Raw genomic sequence first — 15,923 nt, 5'->3', positions numbered from 1 at the left:
GAGCGCGCGGATGCTTCTAGTCGACTCCCCACATGAACCGGTGAGTGTGAATGGCGAAGTAGGGGAAGTTCTCCACGGACGCGACGCCCTCCACGGGCCGTACGACATCGTTGATGAAATCCAGAAGATCACGAGGGCGACCGCACACGATCTCGGCGAACAGGTCGAAGCGGCCAGAAGTCAGCACCGCGTACACGACTTCGTCGTGCCTGGAGAGTTCATCGGCCACCGCCCGGGGATCGCCCTCGATACAGAGACCCAGGAGCGCCATCGCCTGCTGGCCCATGGCCATCGGGTCGGTCACGCCGACGACTTGGACCGTCCCGGTGTCGATCAACCGCTGCAGCCGCAGCCTCGCAGCCGAAGCCGACAATCCCACCTTCGGCCCGAGCTCGGCATAGGGGATACGACCGTCGGCCTGCAACTCCCGCAGGATGGCCCGATCGGTGTCGTCCATGGATCACCTCTTCCTTCTGCGGAAACAGGAAAACACGCAATAGATTCGAGCGCAATGCCCGCATTCATCGATCGAATCAACTGTCCCGGTGGCGCAATCGAGCGCAGTCTGACGTGCCAAGCAGAGCTGCCCCCCGTTTCCGGCACCCACAGGCTCGCGCGGTGCGGGCGTGGCGAGCGCGTGCCGCGAGCGGGTCACGTTTCGGTGACGGCGGACCGATGGCCTTGTGGGACAGGTCACCCCGGCGTACGGTCCATGCCATCCCATCGAACAAACTGTTCGCTCAAGATGAATCAGGTGTTCGCTGATGGCCGATCGCCCAACGCAAGGCCCCGCCGGTGACTTCACCACCGACACGGCCCTGGGCGCTCGCATCCGGGAGTACCGGATGGTGCGGCGCATGTCGCTACGCGCCCTGGCGGAGGCGGCCCCCGTCAGCCCCGGGTTCCTCAGTCAGCTGGAACGCGGGCAGGCGAACGCCTCCATCGGAACGTTGCGGCGGATCGCCGGGGCGCTCGGCATCACCGTGGCCCATCTGTTCGACCAGGACAGCGCCCCGGGCCCGCGAGTGACACGGAGGGCCGACCGGCCCATGTTGCACGCCGCTCCCGGAAGTCGCAAAACACTGATTTCACATCCCCCGTTCAGGCATGTGGAGGTCTACGCGGGCGAGTTCGACCCAGGGGCTTCCACGGGTGACGACGCCTATACCCACGGAGACTCCCAGGAGATTCTCCTCGTCATCAGCGGCGCCGTGCGGCTCGAACTCGACGGCCGCGCCCATGACCTGGAAGCCGGCGACAGCATCGAGTACCGAACCTCGGTGCCGCACCGCGTGGCCAACATCCACGACACAGCTGCCGAAATCCTCTGGATCATCAGCCCACCGACCCCGGCCTGACCCCTTGCGGCCGCGTCCCGCCGCGTCCGCCCATTCCTCATAGCCGTACCTCGCCCCTCCCCTCGACGATCCTCCTTTATCACACAAAATCATAGGATGTACCGCTGCCGCCGGTGCACTGCTGCTGACCCTCACCGGCTGCATCGGCACCAGCCCTGCCGACGCCGACGTGGACCTCGGTTCCGGACCGGCGGAGGCGGGCAAGGTCAAGAAGGACGCGCTCGACGGCGTCACTCTCACCTTCGCCTCCTACGGCGGCATCTTCCAGGACGGCCAGGAGGCCGCCGCCGTCAAACCGTTCGCCGCCGAGTCGGGGGCGAAGGTGCTTTCCGACGGTCCCACCGACTACACCAAGATCAAGACCCAGGTCGACGCCAAGAACGTCACTTGGGACGTGGTGGACACCGATACGCTCTGGGCCAAGCGCGAGTGCGGCAAGCTGCTGATGCCGCTCGACACCACCATCGTCGACACCTCGAAGCTGCCCAAGGGCATGGGAGGCAAGTGTTCGGTGCCGGCCATGAGCTACGGCGTGGTCCTGATGTACGACAAGAAGAAGTTCGGCGGCAACCCGCCCAAGAACTGGGCGGACTTCTTCAACACCGCCAAATACCCTGGCAAGCGTGCCATACCCGGCATCCCGTCGGACGCGTCCCCGGGTGCGCTGGAGGCGGCGCTGCTCTCCGACGGAGTCGCTCCCGACCGGCTGTACCCACTGAACGTCGACCGGGCCCTCAAGAAGCTCACGAGCGTCCGCTCGTCGCTGGTCTTCTGGGACACCGGTGCCCGCTCGCAGCAGTTGCTGGAGTCCGGCGAGGTCTCCATGGCCATGGTGTGGTCCGGCCGCGCCTACGCCGCGGTCAAGAACGGCGCCCACTTCGCACCGCAGTGGAACCAGTTCCTACCGGTCTCCGACTCCCTCGCCGTCCCTGTCGGCGCCATAAACCCGAAGGCGTCCATGGCGCTGATCAACTACTACCTGGGCGCCGCGCAGCAGACCAAGCTCACCGAGCTGACCTCCTACTCTCCGATCAACTCCGACGCCGAACCCAAGATCGACAAGCTCGCCGCGCAGTACCTGACCACCGCCCCCGGCCGTCAGGCGCAAGCGCTCAAGGTCGACAACGTCTGGTGGGCGAAGAACCAGGAGCAGATCATCCAGAAGTGGTCCGACTGGCTGGCGCGGTGATCCATGACAGCTCTGATGGACATCACCTCCCCGGCCACCGGCGGCCGACCCCGCAAGGGCGTCGGCGGCCGGTGGGGCTGGCTCCTGCTGCCCGCGGTGGCCCTGCTGGCCGTACTCTTCCTGGTGCCGCTGGGCCTGATGGCCTGGCGCAGTATCACCGAGCCGACGCCCGGCGCGGGCAACTACTCCTGGTTCTTCACCAGTGACGTCGCCCTCGCCACGCTGATCCGCACACTGGCCGTCGGCGCTGTCGTCACTCTGGTGACGCTGGTGTTCTCCTACCCGTACGCCTACCTGATGACCGTGGTCGGCGCCCGCGCGCGGATCTGGCTCACCCTGCTGGTGCTCCTGCCGTTCTGGACCAGCCTGATGGTGCGCACCTTCGCCTGGGTGGTGCTGCTCCAGGACAACGGCGTGGTCAACCAACTCCTCGGCACCGTTGGCCTGGGCCCGCTGCAGCTGATCCGCACCACCACCGGGGTGGTGATCGGCATGTCCCAGGTACTGATGCCCTTCATGGTGCTGCCGCTGTACGCCGTGATGAGCGGCATCGACCGTCGGCTCCTCGACGCCGCGCAGGGCATGGGCGCACGCCCGGCCACCGCGTTCCTGCGGGTCTTCGTGCCGTTGTCGCTGCCCGGGGTCGGCGCCGGCGCGCTGACGGTGTTCATCACCTCGCTCGGCTTCTACATCACCCCGGCGCTGCTGGGCTCGCCCGACCAGGCGCTGATCTCACAGCAGATCTTCACCCAGGTCAACGGGCTGTTGGCGTGGGGCCGAGGCGGAGCGATGGGCGTGGTGTTGCTGGCGGTGACGCTGGTCCTGCTGGGACTGGTCGGCATCGTCCTGCGATTCACCCGTACCCGGGGAGGTGCCCGATGAGGCCCGGACCCGCGCGGCTCGCGCTGTGGGCGTTCAGCGCCCTGGTGGGCTGCTGGCTCATCGCGCCGACGCTGGTGGTGATCCCACTCAGCTTCACCGACAAGGCCTCCCTGGTGTTCCCACCGAGCGGCTGGTCCGCCCGCTGGTACACCAACTTCTTCACCGACCCCCAGTGGACCGACGCGCTGCTCGCCTCGCTCCAGGTCGGCGTCCTGGTCGCCGTGGTGGCCACCGCCCTGGGCACCGCCGCCGCGATCGCCCTCACACGGTCCGGCTCGCGCTGGGTGAAGGCATCGTACGGACTGCTGCTGGCACCCATGATCGTGCCGACCGTGGTGGTCGCCATCGGCGTGTACGCGCTCTTCCTCCAGTACAACCTGCTGGGCACCGGGCTCGGCTTCGTCACCGCCCACACCGTGCTGGCCCTGCCGTTCGTGATCATCCCGGTGACGGCGAGCCTGCGCGGCTTCGACCGGCGGCTGGAGGATGCCGCACTGATCTGCGGTGCCAACCGGTGGGGCGCCATCCGCCAGGTGACCCTGCCGCTGATCGCCCCCGGCGTCGTCTCCGGTGCCCTGTTCGCCTTCGTCACCAGCTTCGACGAGGTCGTGGTCTCGCTGTTCATCCAGAGCCCCTATCTGCAGACCCTGCCGGTCAAGATGTTCGGCAGCGTGACCCGGGACACCGACCCCACCATCGCCGCGGCCGCCACCTTGATCATCGTCTTCACCACGGTGCTCGTGCTGGCCGCCACCCTCGCCACCGCCAGGAGGAACCGTGTCCGCTGAGACCAGCCTCATCAAGGCGCGCGGAGCCCGCATCGAACTGGCGCAGGTGCGCAAGGAGTACGCGGACTCCGTCGCCGTCGACGATATCTCCCTGGTCATCGAACCAGGCGAGTTCATGACCCTGCTGGGCCCCAGCGGCTCCGGCAAGACCACCACCCTCAACATCGTCGCGGGGTTCACCGCCGCCACGTCCGGCACGTTGACCATCGGCGGCAAGCAGATGCAGGACCTGCCGCCGCACCGGCGCGACATCGGCATGGTCTTCCAGCACTACGCGCTCTTCCCGCACATGACCGTGGCGGAAAACGTCGCCTTCCCTCTCAAGCAGCGCAAGGTACCCAAGGCCCGCCGCACCGAGATGGTCGAAGCGGCTCTGGGGACGGTGCGGCTCGGCGGCTACGGCCACCGCAGGCCGAGCGAACTCTCCGGCGGCCAGCAGCAACGGGTCGCCCTGGCTCGGGCCGTGGTATACGAGCCGAGCGTGCTGCTGATGGACGAACCGCTGGGAGCACTCGACAAGAAGCTGCGCGAATCCCTCCAGTTGGAGATCAAGCGGGTACACCAGGAGGTCGGCTCCACCTTCGTCTTCGTCACCCACGACCAGGAAGAGGCGCTGGCCCTCTCGGATCGCATCGCCGTCTTCGACGACGGGGCCATCCAACAGGTTGGCACCGCGAGCGAACTCTACGAAAAGCCCCGCAGCCTCTTCGTGGCCGAGTTCCTCGGCGAGTCCTCCACCGTGCGGGGACGCGTCGAGCCGGACGGCGACGGCTCCTGCCTGCGGATCGGCGACCACACCCTGCGCGTCGCGGGCCGGACGGCCGCGGGCGGCGCGGCCGCCATCGTGGTCCGCCCCGAGCACATGAGGGTGCAGCCCACCACGGCACCGATCGACCCCGGTGCCAACGCGCTGCCCGCCCGGGTAACCCAGGAGATCTACCTGGGTTCCGGGCGCAAGCTCGAACTCGCGCTGCCCGACGGCACCGTGCTGCTGGCCCGTGAACAGGCCGACCGGCTGTCCGGGGTGCGCCGCGGCGACGAGGTCACCGTGGTCTGGAACGTCGAACGGGGCGTCCTGCTCGACGACACATCCGACACCACGCCCCCACCCACTTCCGGCGACCGGATCCCGGTCGCCGCCAGCGCGGAAGAGAGCGGACGATGAGTTCCACCTCCCTCGCCACCAGCCCCACCTTCGTCAACGGCGACGTCTCCTTCTGGTTCCGCGAGGTCGGCGTCCCCACCCACCGCCCCGCCCTGCCCGGCGATGTGGACGTCGACGTCGCCCTCGTCGGCGGCGGCTACACCGCCCTGTGGACCGCCTACTACCTCAAGCAGGCCCAGCCCGACCTGCGCATCGCCATCCTGGAGAAGGAGTTCGCCGGCTTCGGCGCCTCCGGACGCAACGGCGGCTGGCTCAGCGCCGAGCCGCCCGGCCAGATGCGCCGCTACGCAAAGGCGCACGGCCAGGAGGCGGCCATCGCCATGCAACGCGAGATGTTCTCCTCCGTCGACGAGGTCATCCAGGTCGCCGCCGAGGAAGGAATCGAGGCCGACATCCAGAAGGACGGTCTGCTGCACGTCGCCACCAACGCCGCCCAGGAGCGACGGCTGCGCGAACGGCTACCGTCACTGCGCGCGGAGGGGTGGGGTGAGGACGATCTGATCGAACTCGACCGCGACCAGCTCGCCGAGCGGGTCCGCGTCGCCGGCGCCCGCGGCGCCCAGTGGAGCCCGCACTGCGCCCGCATCCAGCCCGCCAAGCTGGTGCGGGGCCTGGCCGACGTGGTCGAACGGATGGGCGTCGCCGTCTACGAGGGCACCGAGGTCACCGAGATCCACCCGCGCCGGGCGGTCACCGTCCACGGCACCGTCAAGGCGACATACGTCATCCGATGCCTGGAGGGGTTCACCGCCGGGCTGCGCGGCCACCGCCGGGTCTGGCTGCCCATGAACAGCAGCATGATCGTCACCGAGCCGCTGCCCGCCTCCGGGTGGGAGGAAATCGGCTGGCGCGGCGCCGAACTGATCGGCGACGAGGCCCACTCCTACTGCTACATCCAGCGCACCACCGGCGGCCGCATCGCCATCGGCGGACGCGGCATCCCGTACATGTTCGGCTCCCACGTCGACCAACGCGGCGAGACCAAGACCGCCACCCAACTCCAGCTGCAAACCATCCTCAGACAGCACTTCCCGGCCACCGAAGGCGTCGCCATCGACCACACCTGGTCCGGAGTACTGGGCGTGCCGCGCGACTGGTGCGCCACCGTCCACCTGAACGAGCGCACCGGACTGGGCTGGGCGGGCGGCTACGTCGGGCACGGCGTGACCACCGCCAACCTCGCCGGACGCACCCTCCGCGACCTCATCCTGCGCCAACACACCGACCTCACCCGGCTGCCCTGGGTTGACCGCACGGTGCGCGGCTGGGAACCGGAGCCGCTGCGCTGGCTCGGTGTGCGCAGCCTCTACGTCGCCTACCGCGCCGCCGACCGGCACGAGAACTCCGGGCTGAGGCACACCTCCGTCATCGCACGAGCCGCCGACATCATCAGCGGACGCTGAAGGGGAAACCACCCCTCATGGACTCGCCCCTCATCCCCGCCATCGCCTCGCTCGCCGACGCTTCGAGCGCCGGCCTGCCTCCCGCACGCCCCAAACCCGCCCCGCTCGCAAGACCCTCGCGGCCTGCCGCCGGGTCCCAGCTCGCCGCCGACCAGCCGTCTACCAGGACTGCAAGCTACGCCGGGCGCTCGCCGCCGGTTGCCGCCCCGGGCAGGCGGGCGCAGCCAACCCCGCGTGGAAGTGCGCCGTGGCCTGCCGCGCCGACGTGATAACGAAGATCGCCTGCTGGTGGAATGAGCTGGGTGGCGCAGCTCGAGGCGTCGCGGTCGGCCGGTGTCAGGCGGGCTTGCGGGCCTCGATGAGGAAGCGCGCGGTGTGGGCGATGAACGGCCTCTCGCGCTGGATCCGCGTGTGCAGCCGATGTGCGGGCAGCGCCGCCACGGGCGAACTGTCACAGACGGCAGGCGTCTGCTTGTGCCGCGTCCACACAGCCCGTTTCGCACAGTATGGCCCCTGCACACGCACTGGACCACGGGCCACGCGTTGCCCTCCGCGCCGGGCTCGCCACGACGGCGGCTGAGCCGTTGCACCCCCACCGCGGCCACTGGCTGCTGCTAACGGTGGCCCTCGTGGTCAAGCCGGACGCCGGCTCGGTGCTCGTCCGGGGGTTGCACCGGGCACTGGGGACATTGGGCGCCACGCCTACCAGGCACTGGCCGAGGCACGCCACAGCCTCGAACCCCCTCGTGCACCGCATGGGACTTCTGGCCGACACCGCCACAGCCCGCGCCGTGCAGTCGTACGTCAGTGAGGCCGCGCCTTCGGTTTCCCCTGGTCGTCACGAGACGGGCAGCTGATCTATCGCACCGGGAGCGGGGAGCGTCCTGATTGCCAGCACGCCAATGCTAGAAGCACTCACGTCTCCCCCATATGGCCCCGGACAACACTGCTGGGATTCCCGGTATGCCGCTGGGCCCCATATACATTTCCCGGGTCAACTGCCAAGCTCGCGCTCGAAGGACAGCCAGAGCCACCGATAAATGGCCAGCAGGTCGTGTCCTTCGCCCCTCGGCTACGGTCCGCCGAGTGCATGGACCCGGTGCACGCCACCAACGCGTTCCTGGACCAGACGATTGCGAACGGCGTCGACAACCTGTACTTCACCGCGGGTGAACTGGCCCAGAGCGTGCAGCGATCGGCATATCCGCGCCGGTACGACGCGAGCAAGGGCAAGGCACTCGCCCTGATCACGGAACTTCAGGGCTGACAGTTCCTCCACTGAGACGGCACCCACACTCCAGGAGTGAAGCATGCGCTCTTCAAGACGTCGCAGACGCCTCGCCTCTCTCTTCCTCACGCTGGCCACCGCCTGCCTGGCGGTCACGGCGGCACCCGGTGCGTACGCCGCCCACGTCGAGCCGACGGCCGCCGGTACATATGTGGCCCTCGGCGACTCATACGCCGTCGCGCCCGGCACACGCGTATACGACAACCCCAACGACGCGTGCCGCCGCGGCCCGTTGGCCTACCCCCGGCTGTGGGCACAACAGCACCCCTCGTACGCCTTCGTGGAGGCGTCGTGCTCCGGGGCCACCACGGCGGAGCTGCAAAGCCGACAGGTGCCGCAACTCACTGCGGACACCACGCTGGTGACGGTGCAGGTGGGCGGCAACGACGTCGGCGTCGTCGACACCATGACGCACTGCATCCTCACCATCGACGACAAGGACTGCGTCGCCGGGGTGGAGGCCGCGAAGGCCACCGCGACCGGCAATCTGCCGAGCGCCCTGGCGAGCACCTACGCGTCGGTGCGGGCGAATGCGCCGAACGCCAAGGTCGTGGTGGTGGGCTATCCGCGGCTGTACACGATCGGCGGCACCTGCGGCATCTTCGGGCTGAGCGACACCGAACGTACGGCGCTCAACTCGCTTGCCGACACCCTCGACTCGGTACTGGTGGACCAGGCCACGAAGGCCGGGTTCACCTTCCTCGACCCACGTGCTGCCTTCGACCCACACACCATCTGCTCGCACGCCGAGACCTGGGTGACAAGTCTGGAGTGGGACAAGATCAACGAGTCCTACCACCCCAACAAGTCCGGGCACCAATACGGATACCTGCCCTTGCTGACCGCGCTCGCGGGCTGACCGAGGGGCGGGCTGTGCGGCGATGCCGGACAGCCCGCCGCTCACCCGCCGGATCAACCCCCCGCAGGGCTTCGGCTAGCAGGAGCCCGCGCTTTCAGACCCGCTCCAGTCCGATGTGCACGGGGCCTCCGCTGGGAGAGACTCCCTCGAGCACGCTCGAGGGGACGCGGAAGACACGTCCCGGCGCGGCCGGCCAGGGCAGGGAGCGGCGGGCGATGACTCGCTCGTCTTGACGGACCGCGACCTTCGGGAAGCGGACGAACTGATCGCTCCACAGCAGGAGTCGGCCGCGCGGAGGCGCCGGGTCCTGGGGGCGCAGGATCTGCGGGGCCACCCAGCGGAAGGGTGCGTCGGCGAGCAGACGTACCCCCTCGGCGTGTTCGCGCATGCCCCGGAGGTAGGTGCCGACCTGGTAGGCGACGTGCCGGCCGTCGAGGGCGGCAACGTCGGCGGTGTCGACGGGGTGCAGCATGTTCCCGGCCGCGTACACACCGGGCCGACTGGTGCGGAGGGCCGTGTCGGTGAGGGGACCGAGGGTGCCGGGGTCGAGGGCGATGCCGGCGGTGCGGGCCAGTTCGTGGTCGGGGATCCAGTCACCGGTGAAGACGACGGTGTCACAGGCGACGGTCCGGCGTAGGCCGGTGTCCAGGTGCTCGATCTCGACGGCCTGACAGCGGCCCTTGCCGATGATCCGCGTGATGCGGCTGCGGGTGGCGACGGGGACGCGCAGCACGGAGCGTCCCGCGACGTTGAAGACGCCGTAGGATTCGGCCTTCGGATACCGGCTGACCATGAGGGCGGGGGTGCAGCCCGCTTCGCGCAGGGTGATGGCCGCCGACCAGCTGACCAGTTCTCCGCCGACGATGACGGCCCGCTTGCCGACGGGGCGGTGGTGGAGGTGGACGAGGTTCTGGAGCTGCCCCGTGGTGTAGACACCGTGCGGGCGGTCGCCGGGGACACGGCGCGCGGTCCTGGGTCGTTCACGGGCACCGGTGGCCAGCACGATGGCCTGGGGGCGGATCCGATAGCGGCCTTCGGGGCCGGTGACATCGACCGTGTGGTCGTCGGACCATCCGGTGACCATGGTGTGGGTACGGATCTCGGCCCCGGCCGCGGTGGCCTGCCGCACGAGGTGGCGTGCGTACGCGGGTCCGGACATGACACGGTGCAGGTCGCGCAGACCGTAGCCGGTGTGGTCGCTGTGGCGGGGAATGCCGCCGGCGGCGGGTTCACGGTCGACGGCGAGGATTCGGCCGCCGTGCCGGGAGGCGAGTTCCGCGGCCGCGGTCAGGCCCGCCGGTCCGGCGCCGATGATCAGGACGTCGGGGGTGATCAGGGACGGCTGCTGGGTCATCGGTTGTCCTTGTGCTGTCGGCTGCCGCGGCCGTCGTGGGTGTGGTGCTCTTCCCTCAGGGCCGTTACGGCCGCTCCGCAGAAAAAGCCCTGACAGCGGCCGTTCATGGCGCGGGTGCGGCGACGCAGTCCTTCGAGGCCGCGGGCGGGTAGGGGGGCGTGGCAGGCGTCGCGGATCTCACCCTCGGTGACGCGTTCGCAAAAGCAGACGATGGTGCCGTAGGCAGGGTCGCGGGCGATGAGGTCGGCGTCCTGGTAAGGGCGCTGGGCGGCTTCGCCGATGTTGGGCATCCGGGGCGGCTCGGGCAGGTCACCACGGGAACGCAGGGTCAGGCCCGCTTCCTCCAGAAGGGCGCGGACGTGTTCGGCGATGGCGATGCCGGCGGTCAATCCGGTGGAACGGATGCCGCCGACGAGGAGATAACGCTGCTGAGGGGTGGCCTCGATGAGGTAGTCGGGGTGGTCGATGGCCGCGCGCAGACCGGCGTAGCTCGCGGTGATTTCCTCTGCCAGCAGCCGGGGCATGAGCCCTTCGCCCTTGCGGAGGAGGAAGTCGAAGCCGTCCTCGGATGTCGCCGTGTCCGTGCGGTCGGTGAGGTCCTCGGCGGTGGGGCCGAGCATGACGTTGCCGTAGATGGTCGGGGAAATCAGGACGCCCTTGCCTCGAGAGGTGGGGACCGGCAGCACGATCTTGTCGACCATGGGGCGGGCGAGTTTGTCGAAGACGAACAGCTCACCGCGGCGCGGGGTGACGGTGAATCGGTCGTGGCCGAAGAGCCGGTCGATATGGTCGGCGCCCAGGCCGGCGGCGTTGACGACCCAGCGGGCGCGCACGTCCCCCGAGGACGTGTGCAGCGTGGTGATCTCGGGGCCCTCGTCAATGCCGGTGACGGCGTGCTGGAGCAGGATCGCGGTGCCCCGCTGCTGTGCGTCGGTGGCCAGGGCGAGATTGGTGGTCCAGGTGCAGATGATGGACTCGTCCGGCACGGTCAGTCCGCCGAGTGCGCCGTCTCCGAGGTCGGGAAGGACGCGGTAGACCTCGTCGGCGTCGACGATCCGGCAGTGTTCGTAGCCGTTGGCCTCGGCCTTTTCCTTCAATCCTGGCAGCGCCCGGAGCTCTTCCCCGTTCCAGGCCACCAGTACGGCGCCGGTGTGCTCGACGGGGATGCCCGTGGCCTTGGCGTAGGCGCTGAGCAGGTGGTAACCGCGGGCGACCAGCCGGGATTCGAGCGTGCCGGGCTTGGCGTCGAAGCCGGTGTGGAGGATGGCGGTGTTGGCTTTGCTCGTCCCGTCGCCCACATCCTCGCGGGCTTCGAGCAAGGCGACGGAGACGTCGCACCCGGACAGCTCGCGTGCGATGGCCGCGCCGACGATACCGCCGCCGATGACGACGACGTCGAAGACGCCGCCCGCGGGGCGGTGGGGTGTGGCGGTCATGTGTGTTCTCCCTTGTCGGCGCAGGCCGCGGCGGCCTGCGCCCATGTGGTGCGGAACTCCTCGGCCCGGTCCGGGGACCAGCGGGGTTCGTAGACGGTGGCCGACTGCCAGTCGCCGACCGCCTCCTCGAGGCTGAGCGTGGGGTCGAGGGCGCAGCGGGCGAGGGCGGCCGCGCCGAGGGGGGTGGCATGAGCGTGGGGGTAGATGTCGACCGGGATCTGGCCGATATCGGCCTGGGCCTGCATCAGGGTGGCGGACTGGGTCAGTCCGCCGTCGGCGCGCAGCCGCGTCAGCGGTCGGCCCAGATCGGCCGCGACCAGGGAGCACAACTCGGCGACCTGGGCGGCGACGCCTTGCAGGACGGCCAGGACGAGGTGCTCGCGACGGGTGGCGAGCGTCAGCCCGGTGAACGACGCGGCCGCCCGCGGCGCCCACCAGGGGGCGGCGAGACCGGCGAAGGCCGGCACACACAGCACTCCCCCGGCATCCGCGCCGGCCACGGCGTCGAGATCGGTGGCTGACCGGATCAGGCCGAGGTCCTGCAGCCATCGCACCGCGGAAGCGACGGTGTAGACCTGACCGTCCACGCAGTATGGCGTCTGTCCGGCGGACCGCCAGGCCACTGACGTGGTCAGGCCGGCAGCGGATCGCACCGCGTTCCGGCCGGTGTTGGCCAGCAGGAAGGCCCCGGTGCCGTAGGTGCACTTGGCCGTGCCCGGCTCCAGGCAGTTCTCGGCCAGTAGCGCCGCCTGCTGGTCGACGATCAGGCCGGCCACCGGGATGTCCCCGCCGAAGGCCCGGGTCGTGCCGACAATCTCGTCGCCGGCGACCACGCGCGGCAGCCGTTCCTCCCCGAGACCGAAGAGACCGGCGAGTTCACCGTCCCAGGTCACGCTGTCCAGGTCGAGGATCAGCGACCGGCTCGCGGTGGCGGCGTCGGTGACGAATTCGCCGGTGAGCTGGTGCACCAGCCAGGTGTCCGTGGTCGTCACCACGCCCTCACGGGTGACGTTGCGGCGCAGCCAGGTCATCTTCGGAGCGGAGAAGTACGGGTCGAGGACCAGCCCGGTGCGCCGGGCGATCCGCGCGGCATGAGCGGTCAGTTCCCGGCACACGCTCTCCGCGCGGCGGTCCTGCCACACGATGGCCTGCGAAAGGGGCGCCCCGGTTCGGGGATCCCACGCCAGTACGGTCTCGCCCTGATTGGCCAGGGCCACGCAGTCGATCGGCCGGCCGGCCGCGCTGACGGCTCTGCGGCCGGCCTCGAGGACGGAGTCGAGCAGCTCGTGCGGATCCTGCTCGACGCCTCCCCCCGCCAGATAGGCGGGACAGATGGTCTCCTCGGCGATCGCGACGGTGCCGTCCTCGTCGTCGACGACGATGGCCTTCGTGCCGGAGGTCCCCTGATCGATGGCGAGGATCGCGGTCATCGTGCACCACCTCCGGGGGCGACGTCACTCGGCTTCCGGGTTGCTGTGCCGGTGGTGTCCAGCACGCGATCGACGTCCGCCAAGTCCGGCATGGTCAGCCCGCTCCGGCGCCTGTGCGCCAGCAACGCGGCGAAATAGACGGCACCGATCGCGAACAGCACCAGGACATAAGTCCACGGGGCGCGGAACGAGGCGTCGCGGAAGATCAACAGCTCGTACACCAGCCAGACGGCGGCGACGACGAGGACCGGAATCTCCCAGCGGCCGAGTGAGAAGCCCTTGGTGGGAGGCAGGGACCGGCGCTTGATCGCGTACATCGCGACGGTTCCCGCGTAGATGATGGCCGGCAGCAGTGTGCCCGCGGAGAACAGCTGGAAGAGCGCGTCCGTGGAGCGGGAGAAAACCGCGAGGATGATCTGGGCGATCAGCATCATGAACACCGAGGCGTTCAGCGGGGTCGCCGTACGCCGGTCGATGCGCTTCAGCAGCTGCCAGCCGGGGAAACGTTCGTCCCGGGACATCGCGTACACCAGCCGGGTGCCGCTCAGGGTGATCACCAGTCCGCAGGAGAAGATCGAGACCACGACGAGGACCAGCAGGATCTTTCCGACGACCGACCCCAGCACGGCGGTGATCACCGTGGCGACCGGTGTCGCTGACGCGTCCACGCCGTTGACCCGACCGGCCGCGGCGGTGATCGCGACCAGGAACAGGAAGCCGAGCACGCCCAGCGACAGCACCGCCTGCGCCATCGCCTTGGGGATGACCCGGGCCGGGTTCCGAGTCTCCTCGGCCAGATTGGCCGCCGACTCGAAACCGACGATGGTGAACGCGCCGAGCAGGAATGCCAGGGCGAACGGGCCGGCATGGGTGGCGTCACCCAGCCCGTAGTAGCCGCTTTCGGGGACCGGTCCGCTGTCGAAGAGGTGCCCGAAATCGAGCTTGCCGGTGAAGGCGCCCACGGCGAACAGCAGCGTGGTCAGGGCGACCATGCCGATCAGCTGGATCGTCACCGCCACGTTGTTGACCCGGTGCGTGGTCCGGGTGGAGGCGGCGACCAGAACGGCCTGGAGCAGCACCACACAGGCCGTGATCGCCCAGGCGTTCTGTGTGGTTCCGACGTAGCGGAAGAGCTCAGGAAGGACGGTGGAAGCGATCGTGTAGTCCACGGCCACGAGGACCACGCCCAGGAAGGCGAACGAGATCCAGCCCATGATCCAGCCCCACACCGGGCCCACGATCCTGGACACCCACTGGTAGGAGTAGCCGCTGATCGGAATCCGGGCCGCGAGGGCGCCGAAGACCAGGGCGACGGACAGCTGGCCGATCACCGTAATGGGCCAGGCCCAGATGCCACGGGGACCGGAGCTCGCGAGTACCGACCCATAGGTGGTGAAGATGCCCGTCGCGATCGACACGAACCCGAAGGCCACGGAGAACGAGGCATACCAGCCCAGCTCCCGGGACATGCGCTGGGGACCCTCGCCGCTCGTCGGGGCGTCTGGTCTCACTCCGTGAAGACCTTCATCTGCGTGTGCCATGACTCGAATCCCTGCTCGGAGGGGCGCCCCTGCTGTTGAGGGTGGGGGCTGTCGGACGTGAAGGAAACCGAACGTGATCGACGCCACGGACCCATTCGTCCGGGGCGGACGAGCGCGACCGCCACACCCGGACAGGACCGAAGCCATGCCACGAGCATGCGTGGTAGGGCTTGGCCACGCCCGAGAGTGACCGATTCCGTGGGAATCTGACCGTCGATTTCTGGAAGTGTGGCTTAGGGCACGCATCGCGTCAAGGGTTCGCCTGTCCGCAAACCCCAGGACGGCCGGGCGATCCCCACCCATCACACGCACCGCGGGGGCCCATATGAGAGCCGTGACCCGACCGGGAGGGGGCCCGGACAACGGTAGGATTCAGTCACGGGTCCACAGAAGCAGTCACCATCAAGGGGTGAGCCGTGCTCGCTGCCGAGCGCCATCGCAAAGTCGTCGCCGAGATCGCCCGGCTCAACTTCGTCACCACCGATCACCTCACCACCTTGCTCGGCGTCTCCCACGAAACGATCCGCAGGGATCTGGCGCTGCTCGAACGCCGCGGCGAGCTCTCCCGGGTGCACGGCGGTGCCACCAGCCGCCAGGCGCCGGTTGGGGAGGAGGCATCCTTCAACGAGCGCAGCGGCACGCTGGCCGCGGAGAAGGAAGCGATCGGGCGAGCCGCCGCGGCGCTCATCGAGCCGAACCAGACCATCGTCATCGACGTCGGCACCACGGCTCTGGAAGTGGCCCGCGCCCTGCCCGCCGATCACGTCGGCGTCGTCGCCACCCCCTCCCTGCTCGTCGCCACGGAAGTGAGCACGCGCCCTCGAGTGGAGGTCCTGGTCAGCGGCGGTCGGCTCCGCCCCGGCGACCTGGCCTGCTCAAACGCACAGGCCGTCGAATTCTTCGGCAATCTACGGGCCGACGCCGTCTTCCTGGGCTCCGGCGGCATCGCCACATACGGCCTGACCGACTTCCACCTCGACGAGGTCGCCACCAAGCGCGCGATGCTCGACAACGCCTCCCACCGCTATGTGCTGGCCGATTCGAGCAAGTTCGGCCGCATGGCAGCACATCGCGTGTGCGAACTGAACGGCTTCGACACCCTCATCGCCGACAAGCCGTGCCCGGCCGAACTGCGCACCGCCCTGAGCCGGGCCGGAGGCAGTGTCATCGTGGCCTGAAGCCCCTCTCTCCGCAGGCCCCGCGAGTGTGTTCATCGCAGATGCCGGGGCC

General features: G+C 69.2%; 15 protein-coding genes. 10 read left to right on the top strand and 5 right to left on the bottom strand.

From position 1 onward, the window contains the following. Positions 1-16: 16 nt before the first annotated feature. Positions 17-457: an Lrp/AsnC family transcriptional regulator gene (locus tag JK364_RS38290; RefSeq protein ID WP_201856010.1), complete on the bottom strand. Its 441-nt coding sequence runs from the start codon at positions 455-457 to the stop codon at positions 17-19. A 307-nt stretch (positions 458-764) separates the two neighbouring features. Here JK364_RS38290 and JK364_RS38285 point away from each other — a divergent pair, with 307 nt between their 5' ends. The 9 genes from JK364_RS38285 to JK364_RS38240 all read left to right on the top strand — a co-directional run bounded on the left by JK364_RS38285 (position 765) and on the right by JK364_RS38240 (position 8,932). Beyond that, positions 765-1,358 carry a helix-turn-helix domain-containing protein gene (locus JK364_RS38285; protein WP_201856009.1) on the top strand — a complete coding sequence of 198 codons (594 nt, stop codon included), beginning with the start codon at positions 765-767 and terminating at the stop codon, positions 1,356-1,358. Between the two features lie 169 nt (positions 1,359-1,527). Further along, positions 1,528-2,547 (top strand): ABC transporter substrate-binding protein, encoded by a 1,020-nt coding sequence (locus JK364_RS38280; RefSeq protein WP_201856008.1) that lies wholly within the window; start codon positions 1,528-1,530, stop codon positions 2,545-2,547. Between the two features lie 3 nt (positions 2,548-2,550). Further along, on the top strand, positions 2,551-3,429 hold the full coding sequence (locus tag JK364_RS38275; RefSeq protein ID WP_201856007.1) for an ABC transporter permease: 879 nt from the start codon (positions 2,551-2,553) through the stop codon (positions 3,427-3,429). Next, complete coding sequence (locus JK364_RS38270; protein WP_201856006.1) at positions 3,426-4,217, top strand: ABC transporter permease; 792 nt, start codon at positions 3,426-3,428, stop codon at positions 4,215-4,217. Before JK364_RS38275 ends, JK364_RS38270 begins: the two co-directional genes overlap by 4 nt. Further along, positions 4,207-5,382 (top strand): ABC transporter ATP-binding protein, encoded by a 1,176-nt coding sequence (locus tag JK364_RS38265; protein WP_201856005.1) that lies wholly within the window; start codon positions 4,207-4,209, stop codon positions 5,380-5,382. The genes JK364_RS38270 and JK364_RS38265 overlap by 11 nt, the downstream gene beginning before the upstream one ends. Beyond that, the gene (locus tag JK364_RS38260) at positions 5,379-6,785 is read left to right on the top strand and encodes an NAD(P)/FAD-dependent oxidoreductase (RefSeq protein ID WP_201856004.1); all 1,407 of its coding nucleotides are present in this window, start codon (positions 5,379-5,381) and stop codon (positions 6,783-6,785) included. The genes JK364_RS38265 and JK364_RS38260 overlap by 4 nt, the downstream gene beginning before the upstream one ends. Positions 6,786-7,291: 506 nt before the next feature. After that, on the top strand, positions 7,292-7,642 hold the full coding sequence (locus JK364_RS38250; protein ID WP_201856003.1) for an FUSC family protein: 351 nt from the start codon (positions 7,292-7,294) through the stop codon (positions 7,640-7,642). 197 nt (positions 7,643-7,839) lie between these two features. Further along, entirely contained in the window at positions 7,840-8,052 is a 213-nt protein-coding gene (locus JK364_RS38245) for a hypothetical protein (protein WP_201856058.1), read from the top strand. Between the two features lie 43 nt (positions 8,053-8,095). Then, positions 8,096-8,932: an SGNH/GDSL hydrolase family protein gene (locus JK364_RS38240; RefSeq protein WP_201856002.1), complete on the top strand. Its 837-nt coding sequence runs from the start codon at positions 8,096-8,098 to the stop codon at positions 8,930-8,932. A 94-nt stretch (positions 8,933-9,026) separates the two neighbouring features. On the opposite strand, the gene JK364_RS38235 is transcribed toward JK364_RS38240, so the two are convergent. From JK364_RS38235 to JK364_RS38220, 4 genes are read right to left on the bottom strand one after another with little or no spacing between them, the layout of a single operon-like run. After that, positions 9,027-10,286 (bottom strand): NAD(P)/FAD-dependent oxidoreductase, encoded by a 1,260-nt coding sequence (locus tag JK364_RS38235; RefSeq protein WP_201856001.1) that lies wholly within the window; start codon positions 10,284-10,286, stop codon positions 9,027-9,029. Continuing rightward, positions 10,283-11,722 carry an NAD(P)/FAD-dependent oxidoreductase gene (locus JK364_RS38230; RefSeq protein ID WP_201856000.1) on the bottom strand — a complete coding sequence of 480 codons (1,440 nt, stop codon included), beginning with the start codon at positions 11,720-11,722 and terminating at the stop codon, positions 10,283-10,285. Before JK364_RS38230 ends, JK364_RS38235 begins: the two co-directional genes overlap by 4 nt. Continuing rightward, positions 11,719-13,152 (bottom strand): FGGY family carbohydrate kinase, encoded by a 1,434-nt coding sequence (locus tag JK364_RS38225; RefSeq protein WP_201855999.1) that lies wholly within the window; start codon positions 13,150-13,152, stop codon positions 11,719-11,721. Before JK364_RS38225 ends, JK364_RS38230 begins: the two co-directional genes overlap by 4 nt. Continuing rightward, on the bottom strand, positions 13,149-14,663 hold the full coding sequence (locus JK364_RS38220) for an APC family permease (RefSeq protein ID WP_307841499.1): 1,515 nt from the start codon (positions 14,661-14,663) through the stop codon (positions 13,149-13,151). Before JK364_RS38220 ends, JK364_RS38225 begins: the two co-directional genes overlap by 4 nt. 446 nt (positions 14,664-15,109) lie before the next feature. Here JK364_RS38220 and JK364_RS38215 point away from each other — a divergent pair, with 446 nt between their 5' ends. After that, entirely contained in the window at positions 15,110-15,871 is a 762-nt protein-coding gene (locus tag JK364_RS38215; RefSeq protein ID WP_201855997.1) for a DeoR/GlpR family DNA-binding transcription regulator, read from the top strand. Positions 15,872-15,923 lie beyond the last annotated feature (52 nt).

The organism is Streptomyces endocoffeicus (assembly GCF_016741935.1).
Classification (GTDB): Bacteria; Actinomycetota; Actinomycetes; order Streptomycetales; family Streptomycetaceae; genus Streptomyces; species Streptomyces endocoffeicus.
This window is presented reverse-complemented; position numbering and strand designations above follow the sequence as displayed.